Origin of the sequence: Stenotrophomonas sp. NPDC077420 (assembly GCF_044543385.1) — a bacterium.
Taxonomy (GTDB): Bacteria; Pseudomonadota; Gammaproteobacteria; order Xanthomonadales; family Xanthomonadaceae; genus Stenotrophomonas.
This window is the reverse complement of sequence record NZ_JBITVZ010000008.1, coordinates 39,167-57,025: the sequence shown is the minus strand read 5'-3', so window position 1 is coordinate 57,025 and position 17,859 is coordinate 39,167. Positions and strand designations below refer to the sequence as shown.

The following is a 17,859-nucleotide window of genomic DNA, read 5'->3' as shown; positions in this document are numbered from 1 at the left end:
CCGAAAACGCCGCCCTGCGCGGCGTTTTTCCTGCGCCGCGCTGGTGCTGTTCGCGCTGGGCGCGCAGGCGCAGGTGGCCGACACCGGCACCTACCTGCAGCGCATGGACGGCGACGGCGACGGCAAGGTCAGCGTCGACGAGTACGTGGCGTGGATGATGTACGCGTTCGACCGCATGGACCGCAATGGCGATGGCGTGCTCACTGCGGAGGAACTGCCCGGCGGCAAGGGCAGGCCGATCACCCGCGACCAGCAGCGTCAGACCCTCATCGAACGCTTCCACAAGCAGGACGCCAACGGCGACGGCTTCCTGAGCGCGAAGGAATTATCTGCCCCGCCACGGTGAGCCCTGAAGATTTGCCGGCCCCGGCCGATAGCGCTCCAGACCGCCTCGATGGGCGGTGCGTGTTTACAAATCCTTAACAATCATTAAGATGGGCGTTGTCAGGCTGCCGCGACGAGCACAACGGGGTTCGCCGGCCTGGCACGCGGGAACGTAGTGAAACAGGGGGCAGCAACGGAGTCGCCTCACGTCCTGGACGTGGAGGCTGCGACTGCCGGCATAACAGGAGTCCGGTTCCGGACCGGTTGAGCAGCGGAAGTTCCAGGCGCGTCACCTTGGCTGGCGTTCCTGCACCGCTCTCGCGACCGCGACCGTTCCCGGACGCACAAGGACGGTGTGATCGGTATGGATGCAGTGGCAGTGTCATGGCGCCCGATGGGGGCACTTCTGTTGGCCGCAGTTGCAGGGGTTGCCTGCCCGGCCAACGCGTGGGCGCAGCAAGGCCAGCCTACCCTTGCCGACCAGCAGGAGCTGCGCGATCGCGCCGAGCGTGAAGCGCGCGAGCGTGCCGAACGGCAGGCCATTCCTGAAGTCACGGCGCCTGCGGCGCCAGCCGCCGGCGACCACCGCGCGACCGACCTGCCCGACGACTCGCCCTGCTTCCGCATCGATGCCATCGTGCTGGACGGTGAGCACCGTGATCGGTTCGGCTTCGCCCAGCGCTACCTGGACGCCTACCGCGGACGCTGCATCGGCCAGCAGGGCATCGCGCTGATCGTGCGGCGCACCTCCGACCTGGTGCTGGCCAAGGGCTACGTGACCACCCGCATCGGCCTGCCCGAACAGAACCTGGGCGCGGGCACCCTGCGCCTTCAACTGGTGGCGGGCACGATCCGCCAGATCCGGTTCGCCGAACAGGGCCCGGGCGATGCGATGTGGAAGAGTGCATTCCCGGCGCGCCCGGGCGACGTGCTGAACCTGCGCGCCCTGGAGCAGGGCCTGGAACAGCTCAAGCGCGTGCCGTCGCAGGACGTGGAAATGGAGCTGGTGCCGGGCGCACAGCCGGGTGAATCGGATGTGGTGATCACCCTCAAGGCGGCCCGGCGCTGGCGCGGTGCACTGTCGCTGGACGATGCCGGCAGCACGGGCACGGGCAAGCAGCAGGCCGGCGCCACGGTGTGGGCCGACAACCTGCTGGGCATCAACGACCTGCTCAGCGTGGGCGTCAACAGCGACGGCAGCGCCGAGCGCGGCAAGGGCACGCATGGCTACAACGCGTCGTGGAGCGCGCCGCTGGGCAACTGGCGGTTCTCCACCAGCACTTACGGATCGCGCTACGCGCAGATCATCCGGGGCAACAACGAAGACTTCAGCAGCACCGGCCGTTCGCGCAGCGTCGACCTGGCCATCGAGCGCCTGATCGCGCGCGGGCAGAGCTACCGGACCGGGATGGAGCTGCGCGTGGCCCAGCGCCACTCGCGCAGCTTCGTGGAGGAGGTGGAACTGCAGGGGCAGCGCAGGCGCACTACCTCGGCCGAACTGGCCCTGCTGCACCGCCAGTATCTCGGCAGCCTGCAGGCCGACCTGCGCCTGGCGCATCGCCGCGGCCTGCCCTGGCTTGGCGGCGACGATGACGCACCCGGCCGCGATCCCGAAGCACCCACCTTCCGCTATGGCATCACCGTGCTCGACATCGGCGTCGGCGCACCGCTGCTGCAGGGCCCCCGGCCCATCTACTGGAACAGCGCACTGCGCTACCAGTGGACCTCCGACCCGCTCTACGGCTCGGAATTCATCAGCATCGGCGGCCGTTACACCATCAACGGCTTCGACGGCGAACTGATGATGGGGGGCGCGACCGGCGGCTACTGGCGCAACAGCCTCGCCTTCAGTCTGCACCGGCGCTTCTCGCCGTATGCCGGCGTGGACGTTGGGCATATCGCCACCAACGCCGCGCAGGGCATTGCCGGCGGAAACATGAGCGGCGTGCACGTGGGTGCACGCGGCCAGGCCGTGGGCCTGGACTGGGACGCCTTCGTCGGCTTCCCGCTTGATGCACCCCGTGCCATCCGTGAACAGAGTCCGTCGCGCGTCGTCGGATTCCGCCTGGCCACGCAGTTCTAGTTCGGCGTAACGCAGCAGTACCCCGCGCATGCCGCGCAGGTGACACCGCAGTACCCCGCATCCGACATGGAAGATCCGTCATGAAGACCCGCCACGCTGTTCAGCACCGCCCCTCCGTCACCTCGCCCATCAACACCCGGTGGCGAATGGGTATGCTCACGGCCCTGGTCACGGCGGTGTTCGGCGGGCCCTTCAGTTCGTTCGCGCAGGTACAGCCGCAGGCCGGTAGCCAGACCCGGCAGGAGGCCTCGGCCAACGGCGTCCCGGTGGTGCAGATCGCTGCCCCCAACGCGGCCGGTGTGTCCCACAACCAGTACGACCAGTACAACGTCGGCCGCCAGGGGCAGGTGCTCAACAACAGTGCGTCCACCACCCAGACCCAGCTGGCCGGCTACATCCAGGGCAACACCAACCTGCAGCCGGGTCAGTCCGCGCGCCTGATCCTCAACGAAGTCACCTCCAGCAACCGCTCGCTGCTGCAGGGCCACGTGGAAGTGGCCGGCGCGGCGGCCCAGGTGATCATCGCCAACCCCAACGGCATCACCTGCGACGGCTGCGGCTTCATCAACACCACGCGTGGCGTGCTGACCACCGGCACGCCCCTGTTCGGCGGCGACGGCAGCCTGTCGGCCTTCCAGGTCGGCCGCGGCAGCATCCGCATTGAAGGTGCCGGCCTGGACGCGGACAACCTGCAGCGCATCGATCTGCTCGCGCGCGCGGTGGAGATCAACGCCGGGCTGTGGGCCAAGGACGCCAACGTAGTGGTGGGGGCCAACCACATCGATTACGACAGCCTGGCGGCCCGTGCCATCCAGGGCCAGGGCGCTACCCAGGGCTTCGGCCTGGACGTGGCCGCGCTGGGCGGCATGTACGCAGGGAAGATCCGCCTGATCGGCACCGAGGCAGGCGTCGGCGTGCGCAGTGCGGGCGCGCTGGTCGCCACCGGCGGCGACTTCGTGCTCACCAACGCAGGCGATGTGCAGCTCACCGGTCGCACCGCGGCCGCCGGCAGCATCACCGTGGAGAGTGGCGGCACGCTGGCCAGCACCGGTGCGGTACAGGCCGGCACCGACGTGCGCCTGGGCGGACGTGACGTCCAGCTGGGCGGCACCAGCTACGCGGCAGGCACCCTGGATGCACGTGCGACCGGAAGACTGGAGGCCTCGGGCAACCTGCTGGCCGGCAGGGTACAGCTGGGTGCCGACGGCAACCTGCGGCTGGACGGCCAGGTCGAGAGCCGAAGCGACATCGACCTGCGTGCCGGGCAGCAGCTGGACAATGCCGCCCAGGTGATCGCCGCCAACCAGTTGCAGGCACGCGCGGCAAGCATCGCCCAGCAGCAGGGGGCACGCCTGGCAGCGCAGGGCGCCCTGCAGGTGCAGGCGGGCGGCCACATCGACAACGCTGGCGTGGTGATCGGCGGTACCGGCACCCGGATCGAAGCGGGCAGCCTCGCCAACCGTGGCCAGGTCTACGGCCAACGCGACACCACGCTGGCGGTCGCCGGCCGGATCGACAACAGCGGGCTGATCGGCGCTGCGCAGACCCTGGCCGTGAACGCCGGCGCGCTGCAGCAGGCCGCTTCGGCCGAACTGTCCGCCGGCACCGACGTCACCCTGGAGGTCACCGGCGAGCTGGCCAATGGCGGCCAGCTGATCGCCGAGCGTGCCCTGGACGTCAACGCCGACCGCCTGACCAACACCGGCACCACCGCGGCCAGCGACACCCGCCTCACGCTGGGCGCTCTGGACAACCGTGGCGCGGTACTGGCCTCGGGCACCCTGGATATCGACGCATCGCGCCGCATCGACAACGCCGCGGGCGCGCGCCTGCGTGCCGGGCAGGCCATCACCCTGCACTCGGCGCAGCTGGACAACGCCGGCGAGGTCATCAGCGATGGCGACCTGCGCATCAATGCCGAAAGCATCGTCAACCGCCAGCGACTGGAAGCCGCCCAGCAGCTGCAGCTCGCGACCGGCACCTTCACCCAGACCCGCGACGGCCTGGCGCTCGGCCGCCAGCTCACGGCCACCGCCACCGGCCTGCTCGACAACGCCGGCCGCCTGCACGCCACCGAGCGCATGACGCTCAACGCCGGCAACCTGGACAACAGCGGGACCGTCTACAGCACCCATGCGTTGCGCCTGGACAGCACCGGCACGCTGCGCAATGCCGGTGTCATCGCCAGTGACGCGGCCGTTGTCCTGCGCGCGCAGGCCCTGCAGAACCTCGCCAACGGCGACATCTCCAGTGCGGACCTGCTCGATATCGAGGTCCTGCAGGCAGCCAGCAATGCCGGCAACCTGTACGCACGGCGCGCGCTGGAACTGCGTGCGGCGCGCATCGACAACGCCGGTGCCGTCTACAGCGCCGGCAGCGCCCGCCTGGTGGCCGGCGACGCGGTGACCAACCAGGGCAGCCTGGTGGCGGTGGAGGCGCTGGGCATCCAGGCCGCCACGCTCGACAGCCGTGGCGACCTCGGCAGCGAGCAGTCGAGCGTCGACCTGCGCACTGCCGGCGATATGACCCTGACCGGCAAGACCATCGCCGCTGCGCAGTTGAACGCCCAGGCCGGCGGCACGCTGCGCCAGGGCGGCAAGGCCTACGCCGCCAATGGCGTGACCCTGCATGCCGACCGCGACCTGGTGCTGGCCGGCAACCTGGACAGCAGCACGGACATCGCCCTGCACGCCGGCCAGGCGCTGACCAGCGACGGCGACCTGTACGCCAGCGGTGCGATCACCGCCGGCGCAGGCACCGTGCTGCGCAACACCGGCAGCATGCAGGCCGCCGCAGTGACGCTGCAGGGCGCCGCCGTGGAGAACCGCGGCCGCCTGCTGGCCAGCGGGAACGTGGTGGTCACCGGCGGCACCATCGACAACAGCGGCCAGATCGTGGGCGGCCTGGCCGCCAATGGCACCCTGGGCAGCACCGGCCAGGTCACCCTGACCGCGACCACGCTGCTGCTGCAATCGGGCAAGGTGCACGCCGGCCAGCGCGTGGCGCTGCAGGGCAGTGGCCTGGACCTGCGCAACGGCCTGGTCTGGTCCGGCGGCGACCTGGTGGCGCGCGCCATCGGCGGCGCGCTCGACAACAGCGACGGCACGCTGGTTGCCACCGGCATGCTGCAGCTGGAAACCAGTGGCGAACTGACCAACCAGCGCGGCTCGCTGCAGGCCGCCCGCCTCGGCCTGCTGGCGGCGGCGCTGGACAACCGCGCCGGCGAGCTGATCCAGACCGGCAACGATGCGCTGTCGCTTGTACTCAGCGGAGCGCTGCGCAATGACGGCGGCCGCATTGCGTCCAACGCCGCCGACCTTTCCCTGGAAGCGGCCACCCTCTCCAACAGCGGCGGCCGCATCGAGCACGCCGGTACCGGCACGGCGACCGTGCGTGCCGGCCAGCTGAGCAACGCCAACGCCGGCCTGATCGTGGGCAATGGGGCCCTGCTGCTCGATGTTTCCAATAATCTGACCAACACCGGTGGCAGCCAGATCAGCGCCGGCCGCAGCGCGGACATCCGTGCGCGCCAGATCGACAACAGCGGCGGCCGCATCGATGCCGTAGGCAACCTGCAGCTGCGCGCCACCGACGTCCTGCATAACGTGGCCGGTACCGTGGCCCAGCGCCAGGCAGGCACCCTGCAGATCCAGGCCGCCAGCGTGGACAACCGCAGCGGCCTGGTCGGCGCCGAGGGCAATGCCAGCCTCACCACCGCCGACCTGGGGAACCAGGACGGCACTCTCTACGCCAGGCAGAACCTTACCCTGGACGTCAACGGCGACCTGCGCAACGGCGGTGGCCTGCTCTACTCGGGCGGGCAGCTGCAGCTGGACGCCGACGGCCTGCTCGACAACCAGGGCGGCAGCATCGAGGCCTATGCCGCAGCGGGCGTCACGGCAGCCACCGTGGACAACCGCAACGGCCGCCTGGTGGTCGATGGCAGCAACGCCCTGACCGTCACCACCGGCGGTGCGCTGGACAACAGTGACGGCGTGCTGGGGAGCACGCAGGGCAACCTGACCCTCACCGCTGCCAGCGTCGCCAACCAGCGCGGCAAGCTGGTCGCCGGCCAGAACGCCACCCTGCAGACCACCCAGCTGGACAACCGCAGCGGTCGCCTGCATGCCGGTGCAGACCTGACCCTGGACAACGCCTCGGCTACGGTGCTGAACGGCGGCGGCGAGATCTCCGCCGGCAATCTCTTCACCCTGCGCGCGGCGAACCTGGACAATACCGGCGGCCGCCTGATCACCCGCAGCAGCACCCTCTACGTGGGCGCCCTGGACAACGGCAATGGCGAGATCAGCGCGTACCAGCAGTTGTGGGCGCAGCTGCAGGCCCTGCAGGGCAGCAACGGCCGCCTCTTCGGCGGTGCCGACCTGGAACTTCATCTGGCCGGCGACTACCTGCACCAGAACGCACAGCAGCTGCAGAGCAACGGGCGCCTGGCGCTGAACGTCGCTGGCACGCTGACCAACCAGGGGCGCATCGAGACCAGCGGCACCCTGGAGCTCAATGCCGCGCAGATCGACAACACCGCGACTGGCACCATCAGCGCCGGCAACAGCGCCGGTACCGCCGGCGCGACGTTGACCGCCAGCCAGGGCATCAACAATCTCGGCCGCATCGACGGTGACCGTGTGCAGACCAGCAGCGGCTGGTTCACCAACACCGGTACGGTGATGGGCGATGAGGTGACGCTCACGGCCGGTACGGTCACCAACGGCCGCGATCTTGGCACCACCATCCCCGTGCGGGATTACAACGAAGGGCTGCTGGCCACCACCGGCACCCTGGCCATCAACGCGGACGTCTTCAACAACCTCGACGGCGAGCTGTACAGCATCGGCGATATCCGCATTGGCGGGCGCCAGGGTGGCAACGCACAGCAGATCATCAACCGCTCCGGCCGCATCCAGGCCGAGCGCGACCTGGTGCTGCTGGCACTGGGCGTGCGTAACGAGCGTCGCGTGCTGCAGTACGAACAGAAGACCTACACCGCCGAGGACCAGATCGGCGATCCGGACGCCGGTCGCTTCGACGGCGGGAATACCCCTGCCGATATCTGGGATCGCTACTGCGGCAGCACGCAATCCCCCTGCTTCATCCGTATCGACCACGGCGTCACCCACACCGACACCGTGCTGGAAGGCACCCGCATCACTGCGGCCAGCGCGGCCAGCCAGTTCCTGTCCGGCCGCGACATGCTGATCAGCGGCGGCAGCGTGGACAACATCCATTCGGCCATCGCCGCCGGTACCAACCTGACCGTCAATGGCCGGGGCTCCGCCAACAGTGACAACCCGGCCGACTGGGCGGGCGTGATCAACAACGTCGCTTTGACCGCGACCAAGATCATCCAGCGCGTCTCCGAGTACGAAATCGAGTACCAGACCTGCCGGTGGGACCTGGACTGCCAGGAAGAGCCGCGCTGGGCGTCAGGCAGCTTGGGTACCACCACGGTCACCAAGGAAGTGGCGGTGCCGGGAGGCAATGCCACCATCACCGCCGGACGCAACGTGCTCATCGAAGCCCGCGAGGTCAACAACACCGTGGTCAACGCCGGCAGCGGAGGTACCGCAGCCGACGTAGGCGGCTGGAACGGCGTGGGCGCCTATGTGCCCGGTCTGGGCAGCGGCAGCCAGGCCGGCCCCGCTACCGGCAGCGTCGGCGCGCCGGACCCGGTAACCGGCGTGGCCAGCGGCCCGGCAACGGGCAGCGTAGGCGGCAACAGCCAGCTCCCGCACGTGGACGCGCCAGCACCGGGCACCAGCGGCGTAGTCAAGCCGCCGCAGGTGGTGGGCACCGCAGAGAACCCGCTGCCGAACCTGCTGCCCCCGGCCAGCGGCATGTACACCGTCGATCCGGGCAACCAGCGCTGGCTGGTCGAGAGCGACCCCCGTTTCGCCAACCACGACCAATGGCTGGGCTCGAACTACATGTTCGACAAGCTCAACCTGAACCCGGAGCAGCGCCTGAAGCGCCTGGGCGATGACTTCTACGAACAGCGCCTCGTGCTGGAGCAGATCACCGGCCTGACCGGGCGCAAGTACCTCGACGCCGACCTGGACAACGGCATCGACCAGTACCGCGCCATGATGGACGGCGGCGTGACCGAGGCCGGCCGCCTGCAGCTGACCGTGGGCATCGCGCTGTCGGCCGAACAGATGGCCGCCCTGGACGAAGATATCGTCTGGATGGTGGCCCAGAACATTGGCGGCCAGCAGGTGCTGGTGCCGGTGGTGTACCTGAGCCAGGCCACGGCCGACCGCCTGCAGCTGGGTGGCGCGGCCATTGCCGGCGAGAGCGTGGAGATCCGCGCCGGCAACGTGAACAACCAAGGCATGATCACCGCCGACAGCCGTCTGTCGATCGACGCCGGCAGCCTGCTCAACGATCGCGGCGCGATGACCTCCGGCGGCAGCCTGCGCGTGTCCGCCGTCGAAGACATCATCAACAAGGACGGCCTCATCCAGGGCGGCAGCATCAGCCTGGTGGCCGGCCGCGATCTGCAGAGCGTGGCCAGCCTCGGCGTGGCGCGGATCGAGTCCACCGGTGGCCTGGAACTGGTTGCCGGCCGCGACCTGTCGCTGGTGGGCGCGCAGACCAGCGCCAAGGGCAATGCCGCGCTGCAGGCCGGGCGCGACCTCAACCTGACCACCCAGCAGAGCGGCGCCAACGGCGAACTGTTCAACCGCACCACCCTGGACGTGGGCGGCAGCCTGGGCCTGCAGGCCGGCAACGACCTCACGCTGACCGCCGTGCAGGTCAAGGCCGGCAACGGTCTCAGCGCAGTGGCCGGCAACGACATCAACCTCAACGTGCTCAGCACCGAGCAGACCAGCCGCTACAGGAATACCGAGAGCACCCGCCAGACCCTCCAGGCCAGCGGCCTGGAAGCCGGCGGCAGCATGGCGCTGCAGGCGGGGCAGGACGTCAACCTCAACGCCGCCAACCTCACGGCGGGCAACGCGTTGGCCGTGGTGGCCGGTCGCGACCTCAACGTGGGCGAAGTCACCACCACCGACACCAGCAGCACCGACATCCGTCGCAAGCGCTACTCCCAGCAGACCGAGACCCTGGACCAGACCGTCCATGGCAGCACCCTCAAGGCCGGTGGCGATATTGCGCTGGTCGCCGGCCAGGACGCCACGCTTACCTCGGCAGGCGTGTACAGCGACGGCGGTACGGTTGCCGTCTCTGCCGGCCGTGACGTGGTGCTGGCCACCGCCGATGAAGAACATAGCTTCGAGCAGGACACCTGGAGCAAGAAGAAGAAAACCTTCTCCAGCACCACCACCACCACCCGCGAGACCTCGTCGGACACCTACGCGGTGGGCACCACGCTCAGTGGCGACGGCGTGCAGATCGCAGCAGGCCGCGACATCAGCGCCACCGGCGTGCAGATCGGCGCCACCGGCGACGTGCTGCTGGCTGCGGATCGCAACATCACCGTGGAGGCGGCCACCGAGCAGCACAGCGAATCCTTCGAACAGAGCAGAAAGAAGTCGGGCCTCTTCGGTGGCGGCGGTGCCAGCGGATTCGGCGGCATCGGCATCACCGCCGGCAGCCAGAAGGGCAGCACGGCGACCTCGCTGGAGCAGACCACCCGCTCCGGCAGCATGATCGGCAGCCTGGAAGGCAACGTCAGCATGATCGCCGGCGGCGACGTCACCCTGAGTGGCAGCGACGTCCTGGCCGGCCGTGCGGCCGACGACGTGCTGGGCCTGGGCGGCAACATCGCCATCCAGGGCAAGAACGTCACCATCAATCCGGCCGAGGAAACCGAGCGCTACCGTGCCAGCCAGAGCAGCCGCAGCAGTGGCGTGTCCGCCACGCTCACCGGTACCCCGATCGACACGATCCGCAACCTGCAGCAGGTCAGCAACGGCTCGGGAAGCAGCGCGGAGAAGGCCGGCGGCTACATCAAGGAACTGGGCGCGGCCTCGCTGACCCTACCCGGCATAAATGTCGGCTACGGCAGCAGCAAGAGCCAGGGCAGCGTGGCGGTGGACACCACCACCCAGCGCGGCAGCAGCCTCAACGCCGCTGGCAATATCAGCATCCGCGCCACCGAAGGCGACATCACCGTGGCGGGCAGCTCCATCGCCGCCGGCGGCACCGCCACGCTCGATGCCCAGCGCCACGTGATGCTGCTCACCAGCGTCGATACCCAGTCCAACGACCAGAACGGCTCATCCAGCACCAAGCAGTACGGCGCCAGCTCCATCTCGCTGGGCGACATGTTCCGCCACATTCAGGGCGGCCCGAACAGCAGCGGCGTGCGCATGTCGCCGTACAACAGCGGCAACAGCGACGGCAGCAGCAACCAGCAGGTGATCGGCCAGACCGGCAGCACCATCAATGCCGACAGGATCAACCTGGTCAGCCGCGAAGGCGACATCACCCTGCAGGGTGCACAGGTGGCCGCCGAAAACGCGCTCAACGTGCTGGCCCAGAAGGGCGGCATCGAACTGCTCCCGGGCGAGATCACCCGCACCTGGCAGGAAACCCAGCGAAGCAAGCAGATCGGCGATCTGGGCGGCGACGGTTACACCGGCAGCACGGGTGTGCGCAACGAGCTGCACGACGTCAATGGTCGCCAGACCGACCAGAACAGCGTGCGCACCAGCCTGAGCAGCACCAACGGCGACATCAGCCTGGTTGCCAAGGAAGACCTGGTCGCCCGCGGCGCGGACATCGCGGCAGGCAACGACGTCACCTTGGTCGGTCGCAATGTCATCCTCGATGCAGCCACCGATACCCTGAGCCAGGCTGAGCGTCACCGCGTCAACCAGGCCGGCGGCACCATCGCGCTGTCCGGGTATGGCGTGCAGGCTGCGCAGGCGGCCGAGTCTGCACAGCGTGCCTCTGAAGCGGGCGACGACCGCCTGGCGGCGCTGTATGCGGCGCAGGCAGGCTACGCCGCCAAGGACGCCATGCAGGGCACCGGCGCGGCGGTGAAGGTCACCGTAAGCGTGGGCAGCAGCAGCGGGTCCAGCAGCAACACCCTGCAGCAGTCCATCGAGCAGGGCAGCACGGTGTCGGCCGGGCGCAACGTCACCGTCGTCGCCACCGGCGACGGCACCACCGGCGCCGATGGCTACGCCGCAAACGGCGACATCACCCTGCGTGGCGCGCAGATCACCGCCGGCAACAACGCCAGCTTCGACGCGGCGCGCGACATCAACTTCCTGTCCAGCCAGAGCAGCAACCAGCAGGACGGTACCAGCAAGAGCGGCAGTGGCAGCGTGGGCGTGGGCTTCGGCCTGGGCGGCTCGCAGAACGGCTTCACCATTGAACTGGCCGCCTCCGCCGCGAAGGGCCAGATGCAGGGCAACGGCACCACCCACCAGGCAACCCAGGTGGAGGCGGGCAACCAGCTGTCGCTGGCCAGCGGCCGCGACACCACCCTGCAGGGCGCCCAGGCCGTGGGCGACAGCGTGCTGGCCGACGTCGGCCGCGACCTCACGCTGACCAGCAGCCAGGACCGCCAGTACTACGACCAGAAGGACCAGAACGGCGGCTTCGGTGTCTCGCTGTGCATTCCGCCGCTGTGCTTCGGCGCCAGCAGCGGCAGCGTGAGCTACGGCCAGACCGACATCCACAACAACTACAACAGCACCACCCAGCAGACCGGTATCGCGGCGGGTGCGGGCGGCTACCAGATCAATGTGGGCAACCACACCCAGCTGGATGGGGCGGTCATCGCCAGCACCGCTGATCCGTCGAAGAACCTCCTTTCGACAGAGAGCCTGGGGGTTACCGACCTGAGCAACCACGCCAACTACAGCGGTGGCAGCTTTGGAGGGTCAGCCGGGTTCAGTGGTTCGATTGGTGATCAGAGCAATGGGGGTGCCAACGCGGGTGCTCCTACGGGAACACGCTGGAATGAGCCTGGCTTCAATCCCGGCTTGGGAGTTCCGCAAAGCGAATCTGCAAGCAGCACGACGCGGAGCGATATCTCTGCCGGTACGGTGGCGGTACGAAATGGTGATACGTCCGCACTGGATGGCCTGGAGCGCAAAGTCACCGACCTTCAGCAGGAAGGCCTGGACAACAAGTTTGATGCCGAGCAGGTCCAGCGCGATCTTGTCGCGGGACAGATCGCAGGGGAGGTCGCGTTCCGAGCGACGGGCGACATCACCAAAGCACTGACGGATACGTACCGTCAGGCAGAGATGAAGGCAGAGATTGCGCAATCTCAGCTGGACCTTCTGGGCGATAGTGCATCTCCGGAGCAGAGAGCACAGCTTCAGCAGGATATAGCCGACGCCAATGCCGTGATAGCGGCAAACCAGACTCAGTACGACCTATGGAAGGACGGCGGTGCTGGCAAAACGCTACTCCACGCCGTGGCAGGCGCGATTGTGGCCGGTTCGGGCGGCTCGGATGTGCTGTCCGGTGCGCTTGGGGCAGGCGCTGCCGAGCTTGGCCGTCCCTTGTCTGCTGCAGAAGGCAGCATGATTCAGCAACTTGTCAGTGCTGCATTGGGTGCTGTCGGTGGAGACGTCGGCGTGGCAACCGGACTGGCCGGTGAGCAGTACAACCGTCAGCTGCATCCGGATGAGATCAGGTACATCAACGCTCACGCTTTGGCGTTCGCGCAAAGTGAATTCGGCTGTGCCGAGCAATGCACGCCCGAGCAGGTCAGCGCGGCTCGCCAGCGCCTGATGATCCAGGCGGTTCGCCAGGTCGACGAGGCTTGGAACAAGATGCTGGGCCACAAAGGGCTCACCGCCCAAGATGGCCCCGCGCAGACGTTCCTGTACGAAGCGACCAGCAAAACAACCGGAGAGTTCACCTACTTCAGTGCCGACTATGCGCAGTACACAGACAGCACGCTGTTTGCCGACAAGCTGCGTGGAACCCAGGAGCTCTCGCAGCTCTATGGTGTGATCATATCCAGCGGCAAGACCGAGGACGAACGTCGATATCTGCTCCAAGCGTTGAACCGAGTGGACGCTGGCTGGCGCGACGACTTCGTCAGCGATGTCGTCAGCCGAGATGCGTGGACAATCCTGACGACATTCACAGGCGACGTTGGCTTCGCTTTGGAAGTGTCGCGAAAGGTCGCGACTGGCGACGTTGAGGGAGCTGTCAAGGATGTGGCCACGGCGTTCGCCATGGCAAAGCTGGCGGGGCAGCTCGGCAAGCTCATCCCTGTGAAGGAATCCACGACCGCGCCAAGCAGGCCGGTTGCCGAAGCCATCCCGGAGACACCTGCGCCAGGAAGCACGCTTGGAGAGCGCACGGCAACGCGCGCGGACGACATTGCAGCGGACGTAGGCAGGTCCGATGCCATCCGCACCGACTTCGCCGCGCCCGATCTGCCGCCTGGCTACCGTAGCGGTCAAAGCGCAGGTGCTGCCTTCAACGAGACGGGTGGCCTGCCGGATGGCTACCGTCGTGTAATCGACCCGCAAGGCGAAGTGGTTGTGCAGGGACCTACTGGCAAAATCTACGAGACGGAGGCGCGGGCTTGGGCGTCTGTCAACGTTCGTATGAATCAGGCAGCCGGTGCGGAGTTCGAGCGACAAGTTATCGAGGCTCTTTCGCACAACGGCGTGGGCAAGAACACGACCGTCGTCGAAGTGACGCTCCCTAACGGCCAGAAGGTGACGACAATACCTGACGCTTGGGGAAGAGAGGCTGGCGGCTTGCTGGAGATAAAGAACGTAAAGCAGTTGCGAATGACGGACCAACTCCGGGCGCAGATTCGGCTGGCTAACGAAACTGGCCAGCCAATCAATCTTGTCGTTAGCCCCCGCACGCAGTCTGTTTCGCAGAACGTCCTCGATCAGATCAGAGATGCGGGTGGCGAGATCTATCGCTATGATCCCAAGAGTGGGCTTTTGACGGAATTCTGATGAAGACATACGTAAAGATTGCACTTCGCACTCGGGTCGAGACAAAGCCGCTAGAGGTCGGACGAGCGTTGCTGGACGTTCTTTCGCTCGGCGACGGACAGTTGTATCCGGAGCAGGTGTCTCACAATCCGGATAGATTCAAGGACGCATTCTCTGGCCCCGATACCTTGGATGTGTGGTGGAATGAGGTTGCGCAAATTCGCGTGGAAGGCGCCATCTCTGACTTCAGTCTCGACTTTGCGTGGAGGAGAAAGGCGGCGGTGAAGTCGAACGGTTATGTTTGCCATACCATGCGAAACAACCGCGGAGCCGTGCTGCCAGGCACAGTCAACATCACGTGCCAGTGGAGTTCGAAGGTGGAATGGTTTGAGGTCTTTCGGGCCCTAATCGACGTCTTCCCCCCCCGCTTGGCGATGCTTCACCTTTTCACTGCTCCCGAGATAGGACGGCCGAGTCCCTGGTCGTCTTTCGAAGCGGGGTCGTTTGGTGCGGCGTTGAATCCAGACATCGCCAACATCGCTTGGGCGATGTACTACGGAGATGAATTCTCCGATGAGGGTGATCGACAGGGGATGCGCCAACGTGGCTTTTCTGTAGACGAGCGCTTAAATGGATATCTCGTCACCGTGACCGAGAAGTTGGAGGACGTGAAGAATAACTTCAATGCCTTCTCACTCCGCCGCGCAGAGCTCAAGAGCCTGTATCGCCCCGGAAGGTTCCGAATTGGGGAAGAGCCTGCACCCAAACCTGACGTCACCTGATCTGAGCTTGCCAAGCTGCACTGAACTCGCTTCACGGTGCACGAACCACTGCTTAAAGCGCTGCAGCAGCAAGCACAATGCCGGCGGCTCTATCCAGTGGCCGGGCGTTTCCTCCGCGCTATTGTTCAAGGCGTGGGGTGTATCTATGACGGAAGTAGAGCGTTTCAGGACATTGACTGACGAACTAACGTGGCCCAACCCCCTACAGGACAGCCGGGCGGCCACACGGGTAAGTGACGGCGCCACCACCTTCCACAAGGAATTGAAGGCCATGATCAATCAGGGTGCCCGGTTGGAAGAGCTCAATGCAGGCAAAATTAAGCTGCGGGACAAGTGGAGCATTGAGCCAATCCATTCAGCTTGGAGCGAGCAATGGCGGGGTCCAACTTTCCAATGCATGGATATCGGATGTAACTGGAAGACTGCCGCCGGGTCCTGCCCGCAGTGCGGTAACCAACGCCTTGGCGGACGGTACCCTTAAAATTGCCGTCGCTGGCGTCAACAAACAGACCGGTGAGCTCGTAATGGTAAATGTCCAACGATGGTAATTTGAATGCACACAGACTCCTACATCCAGGGCGTTACAGCGGCGGTTGAGCACCTCAAGACTTTCCTGGATCCCAAGTGGGGACTCAAGCCGGAGGCCTACATCGCGCACATCGAGGGGTCATCAGGCGACCCTTACATGTGCAAGTCGCTGCTAAGCGACTACTCGACGGTTAAAGGGCTTCTTGCTTGGTTTGAGCAAGGAGACATCGATCAGCTTAAGCGGTGGGCTTGTGCGTCAGGCAAGCTGACCCGCGCGATGTATCAGCAACGCCCCGACGGCGTATGTCTGACGTCGACGTATCTGATGCCGCTGATCTCGAGCGACGTCGCATTGATCAAGTGGTTCTCCTTGTTCGAGCGCCCCTTCTCTCCTGGGGGAGCATCTGTCGCTGCTACGCGACTCGACAATCCGAGGATGGATGAGTTTCATCACCACAACACATGGCTCGCGTTGTCCGGTGCATGGGACGTCCTGATGCCGCGCTGTGTCAGTTTTCTATCAAACGTACCTACCAAGCAGGCAGCTTACCAAGCGGATAGTCGCTTCCACATCGCACTTGCGACGGGGGATGTTTCAAGCATGGAAGCAGCTTTAACAGAGCTGGTCGATCCGAAGTTGATGAGGCGAAGGAGCCGGGAAGAAAGCGGATACACGCAGAACCTGATCTGCACTGCCGCCGTCGTCTACGCAAAGATCGCATGGTGGCATGGCTTCCGCGTTGAAATGGACTCTCCATGGATTCCTGCAGAGTGGCTGCCAATCGCACCATTAGACGACTATGAGGATCCGTTCACCTTCATGGCACAGCTGGATGATTCAATCCCGCTGTAGCAGGCTGACACGGTATATACGTTCGGTGTCAGCCGCAGATGGATGGTTAGTCTGGACCACTCCGGATGGCCAGCTATTTCGTGCGATGCATTACCATGGCGACCTTGAGGGTTGGAGACTGGATATCGAGCAAGGTGCACGGGACCTTGGACTCCTCCTTGCTTGGTTCGACGAAGGAGTCTTTAGACTCTCCGATGGACGAACCTATTCTCTGGCCGAGTGCGTCGTTGCGTTTTGACCTGCGCTGGCCAATTTCCGACGAAATCAGCCACTTGCTTCCGGGGCAGGCCATCCAGGGCGTGTGAACTATGAACTGCAGTAATTATCGAAACGGCGTTGATGCCGGCATAGAGCGATTGAAGCTCTTTTTGGATCCTGCGCTGGGCCTCAATGCCGACGCGTGTATTTCTCACATTGAGGCGGGAACAGGGGATGCGTATGCATGCAGAGCGGAGTTGTATGATTTTTCAATGATAAAAGCATTGCTGGCTTGGTTCGAGCACCACGACCTGTCAGCACTGAAGCAATGGTCTTTTGTCGCGGGGAAGTTGAGGCGCGCCATGTATCAGATGCGGCCGCACGGCGTGTACTACACACCTGTGTACCTGATGCCCCTGCTCTCTGACGCACCCTCTCTCATCGAATGGTTCGGCAACTTTGAGTACCCGTTCTCGTCAGAGAGCGGGAGCCCCGCCTCTACGCGGCTCAATAATCCGAGGATGGACGAGTACTACCACTACAACACGTGGCTGGCACTCCGGGGAGACTGGAAGAAGCTTGCAGAACGTTCCCGCGCCTTCCTCAACGATGTCCCGGCAAAGCAGTCGGCGTACCAAGCCGATAGCAGGTTCCATCTTGCGCTCAGCGAAGGCGATGTAGCGGGCATGGAGTCCGCGTTGGCCGAGCTTCTTGAACCGAAGTTGATGCGACGCCGGCAACAGGAGGAGGGTGGTTACAGTCAGCACTTCATCTGCACGTTTGCGATCGTCTACGCAAAGATTGCCCGGCGGCATGGGTTCCAGGTTCAAGTCGACTCCCCTTGGGTTCCCCAGGAGTGGCTGGCCATAGTGCCGCTGCCGAGGTACGAAGTAGCCTTTGCGTTCATGGCGGAATCTGACGAGTCGATGCGGGTGCCGCATGGCTGATATCGGCGCATCCGGGCGGAGGCGGCTCGAGATGAAGATCAAGGTGATGCCCGAGTAGAATGCCTATCCCCTCCGGGGCGACGAGTTTGCGACCGGAGACATTGCTCCGGAGTCGTTGCCGCTTTCAAAGGAGCTCGTTCTAGACCTCAATCGCTGGGTAGAGTTCTTCGAGCAGAAGCTGGATTGGGAAGACCCCGCCGCCTACCATTGGACCGAAGCCGAAGAACTGGATTTCGAGGCGAAAGGCCGAGCTCTGACTTCAAGGGTTGCCAAGGAGTTGGGGGCCGCCTGT

General features: G+C 65.6%; 7 protein-coding genes. All 7 read left to right on the top strand.

The genetic code is table 11. The annotated features are described in order from the left end of the window. Window positions 1-40 precede the first annotated feature (40 nt). Window positions 41-346, top strand: coding sequence for an EF-hand domain-containing protein (locus ACIGII_RS09780; RefSeq protein ID WP_399637438.1), 306 nt, complete (start codon window positions 41-43; stop codon window positions 344-346). 387 nt (window positions 347-733) lie between these two features. Then, complete coding sequence (locus ACIGII_RS09775) at window positions 734-2,407, top strand: ShlB/FhaC/HecB family hemolysin secretion/activation protein (RefSeq protein WP_399637207.1); 1,674 nt, start codon at window positions 734-736, stop codon at window positions 2,405-2,407. Between the two features lie 152 nt (window positions 2,408-2,559). After that, entirely contained in the window at window positions 2,560-14,280 is an 11,721-nt protein-coding gene (locus ACIGII_RS09770) for a hemagglutinin repeat-containing protein (RefSeq protein WP_399657507.1), read from the top strand. Next, the gene (locus ACIGII_RS09765; RefSeq protein WP_399637201.1) at window positions 14,280-15,041 is read left to right on the top strand and encodes a hypothetical protein; all 762 of its coding nucleotides are present in this window, start codon (window positions 14,280-14,282) and stop codon (window positions 15,039-15,041) included. The genes ACIGII_RS09770 and ACIGII_RS09765 overlap by 1 nt, the downstream gene beginning before the upstream one ends. 553 nt (window positions 15,042-15,594) lie before the next feature. Beyond that, a complete protein-coding gene (locus ACIGII_RS09760; RefSeq protein WP_399637199.1) occupies window positions 15,595-16,422 on the top strand; it encodes an Imm49 family immunity protein in 828 nt (275 codons plus the stop codon). A gap of 65 nt (window positions 16,423-16,487) precedes the next feature. Further along, on the top strand, window positions 16,488-16,727 hold the full coding sequence (locus ACIGII_RS09755; RefSeq protein ID WP_399637197.1) for a hypothetical protein: 240 nt from the start codon (window positions 16,488-16,490) through the stop codon (window positions 16,725-16,727). A 3-nt stretch (window positions 16,728-16,730) separates the two neighbouring features. After that, a complete protein-coding gene (locus ACIGII_RS09750) occupies window positions 16,731-17,567 on the top strand; it encodes an Imm49 family immunity protein (protein WP_399637195.1) in 837 nt (278 codons plus the stop codon). Window positions 17,568-17,859: the final 292 nt, after the last annotated feature.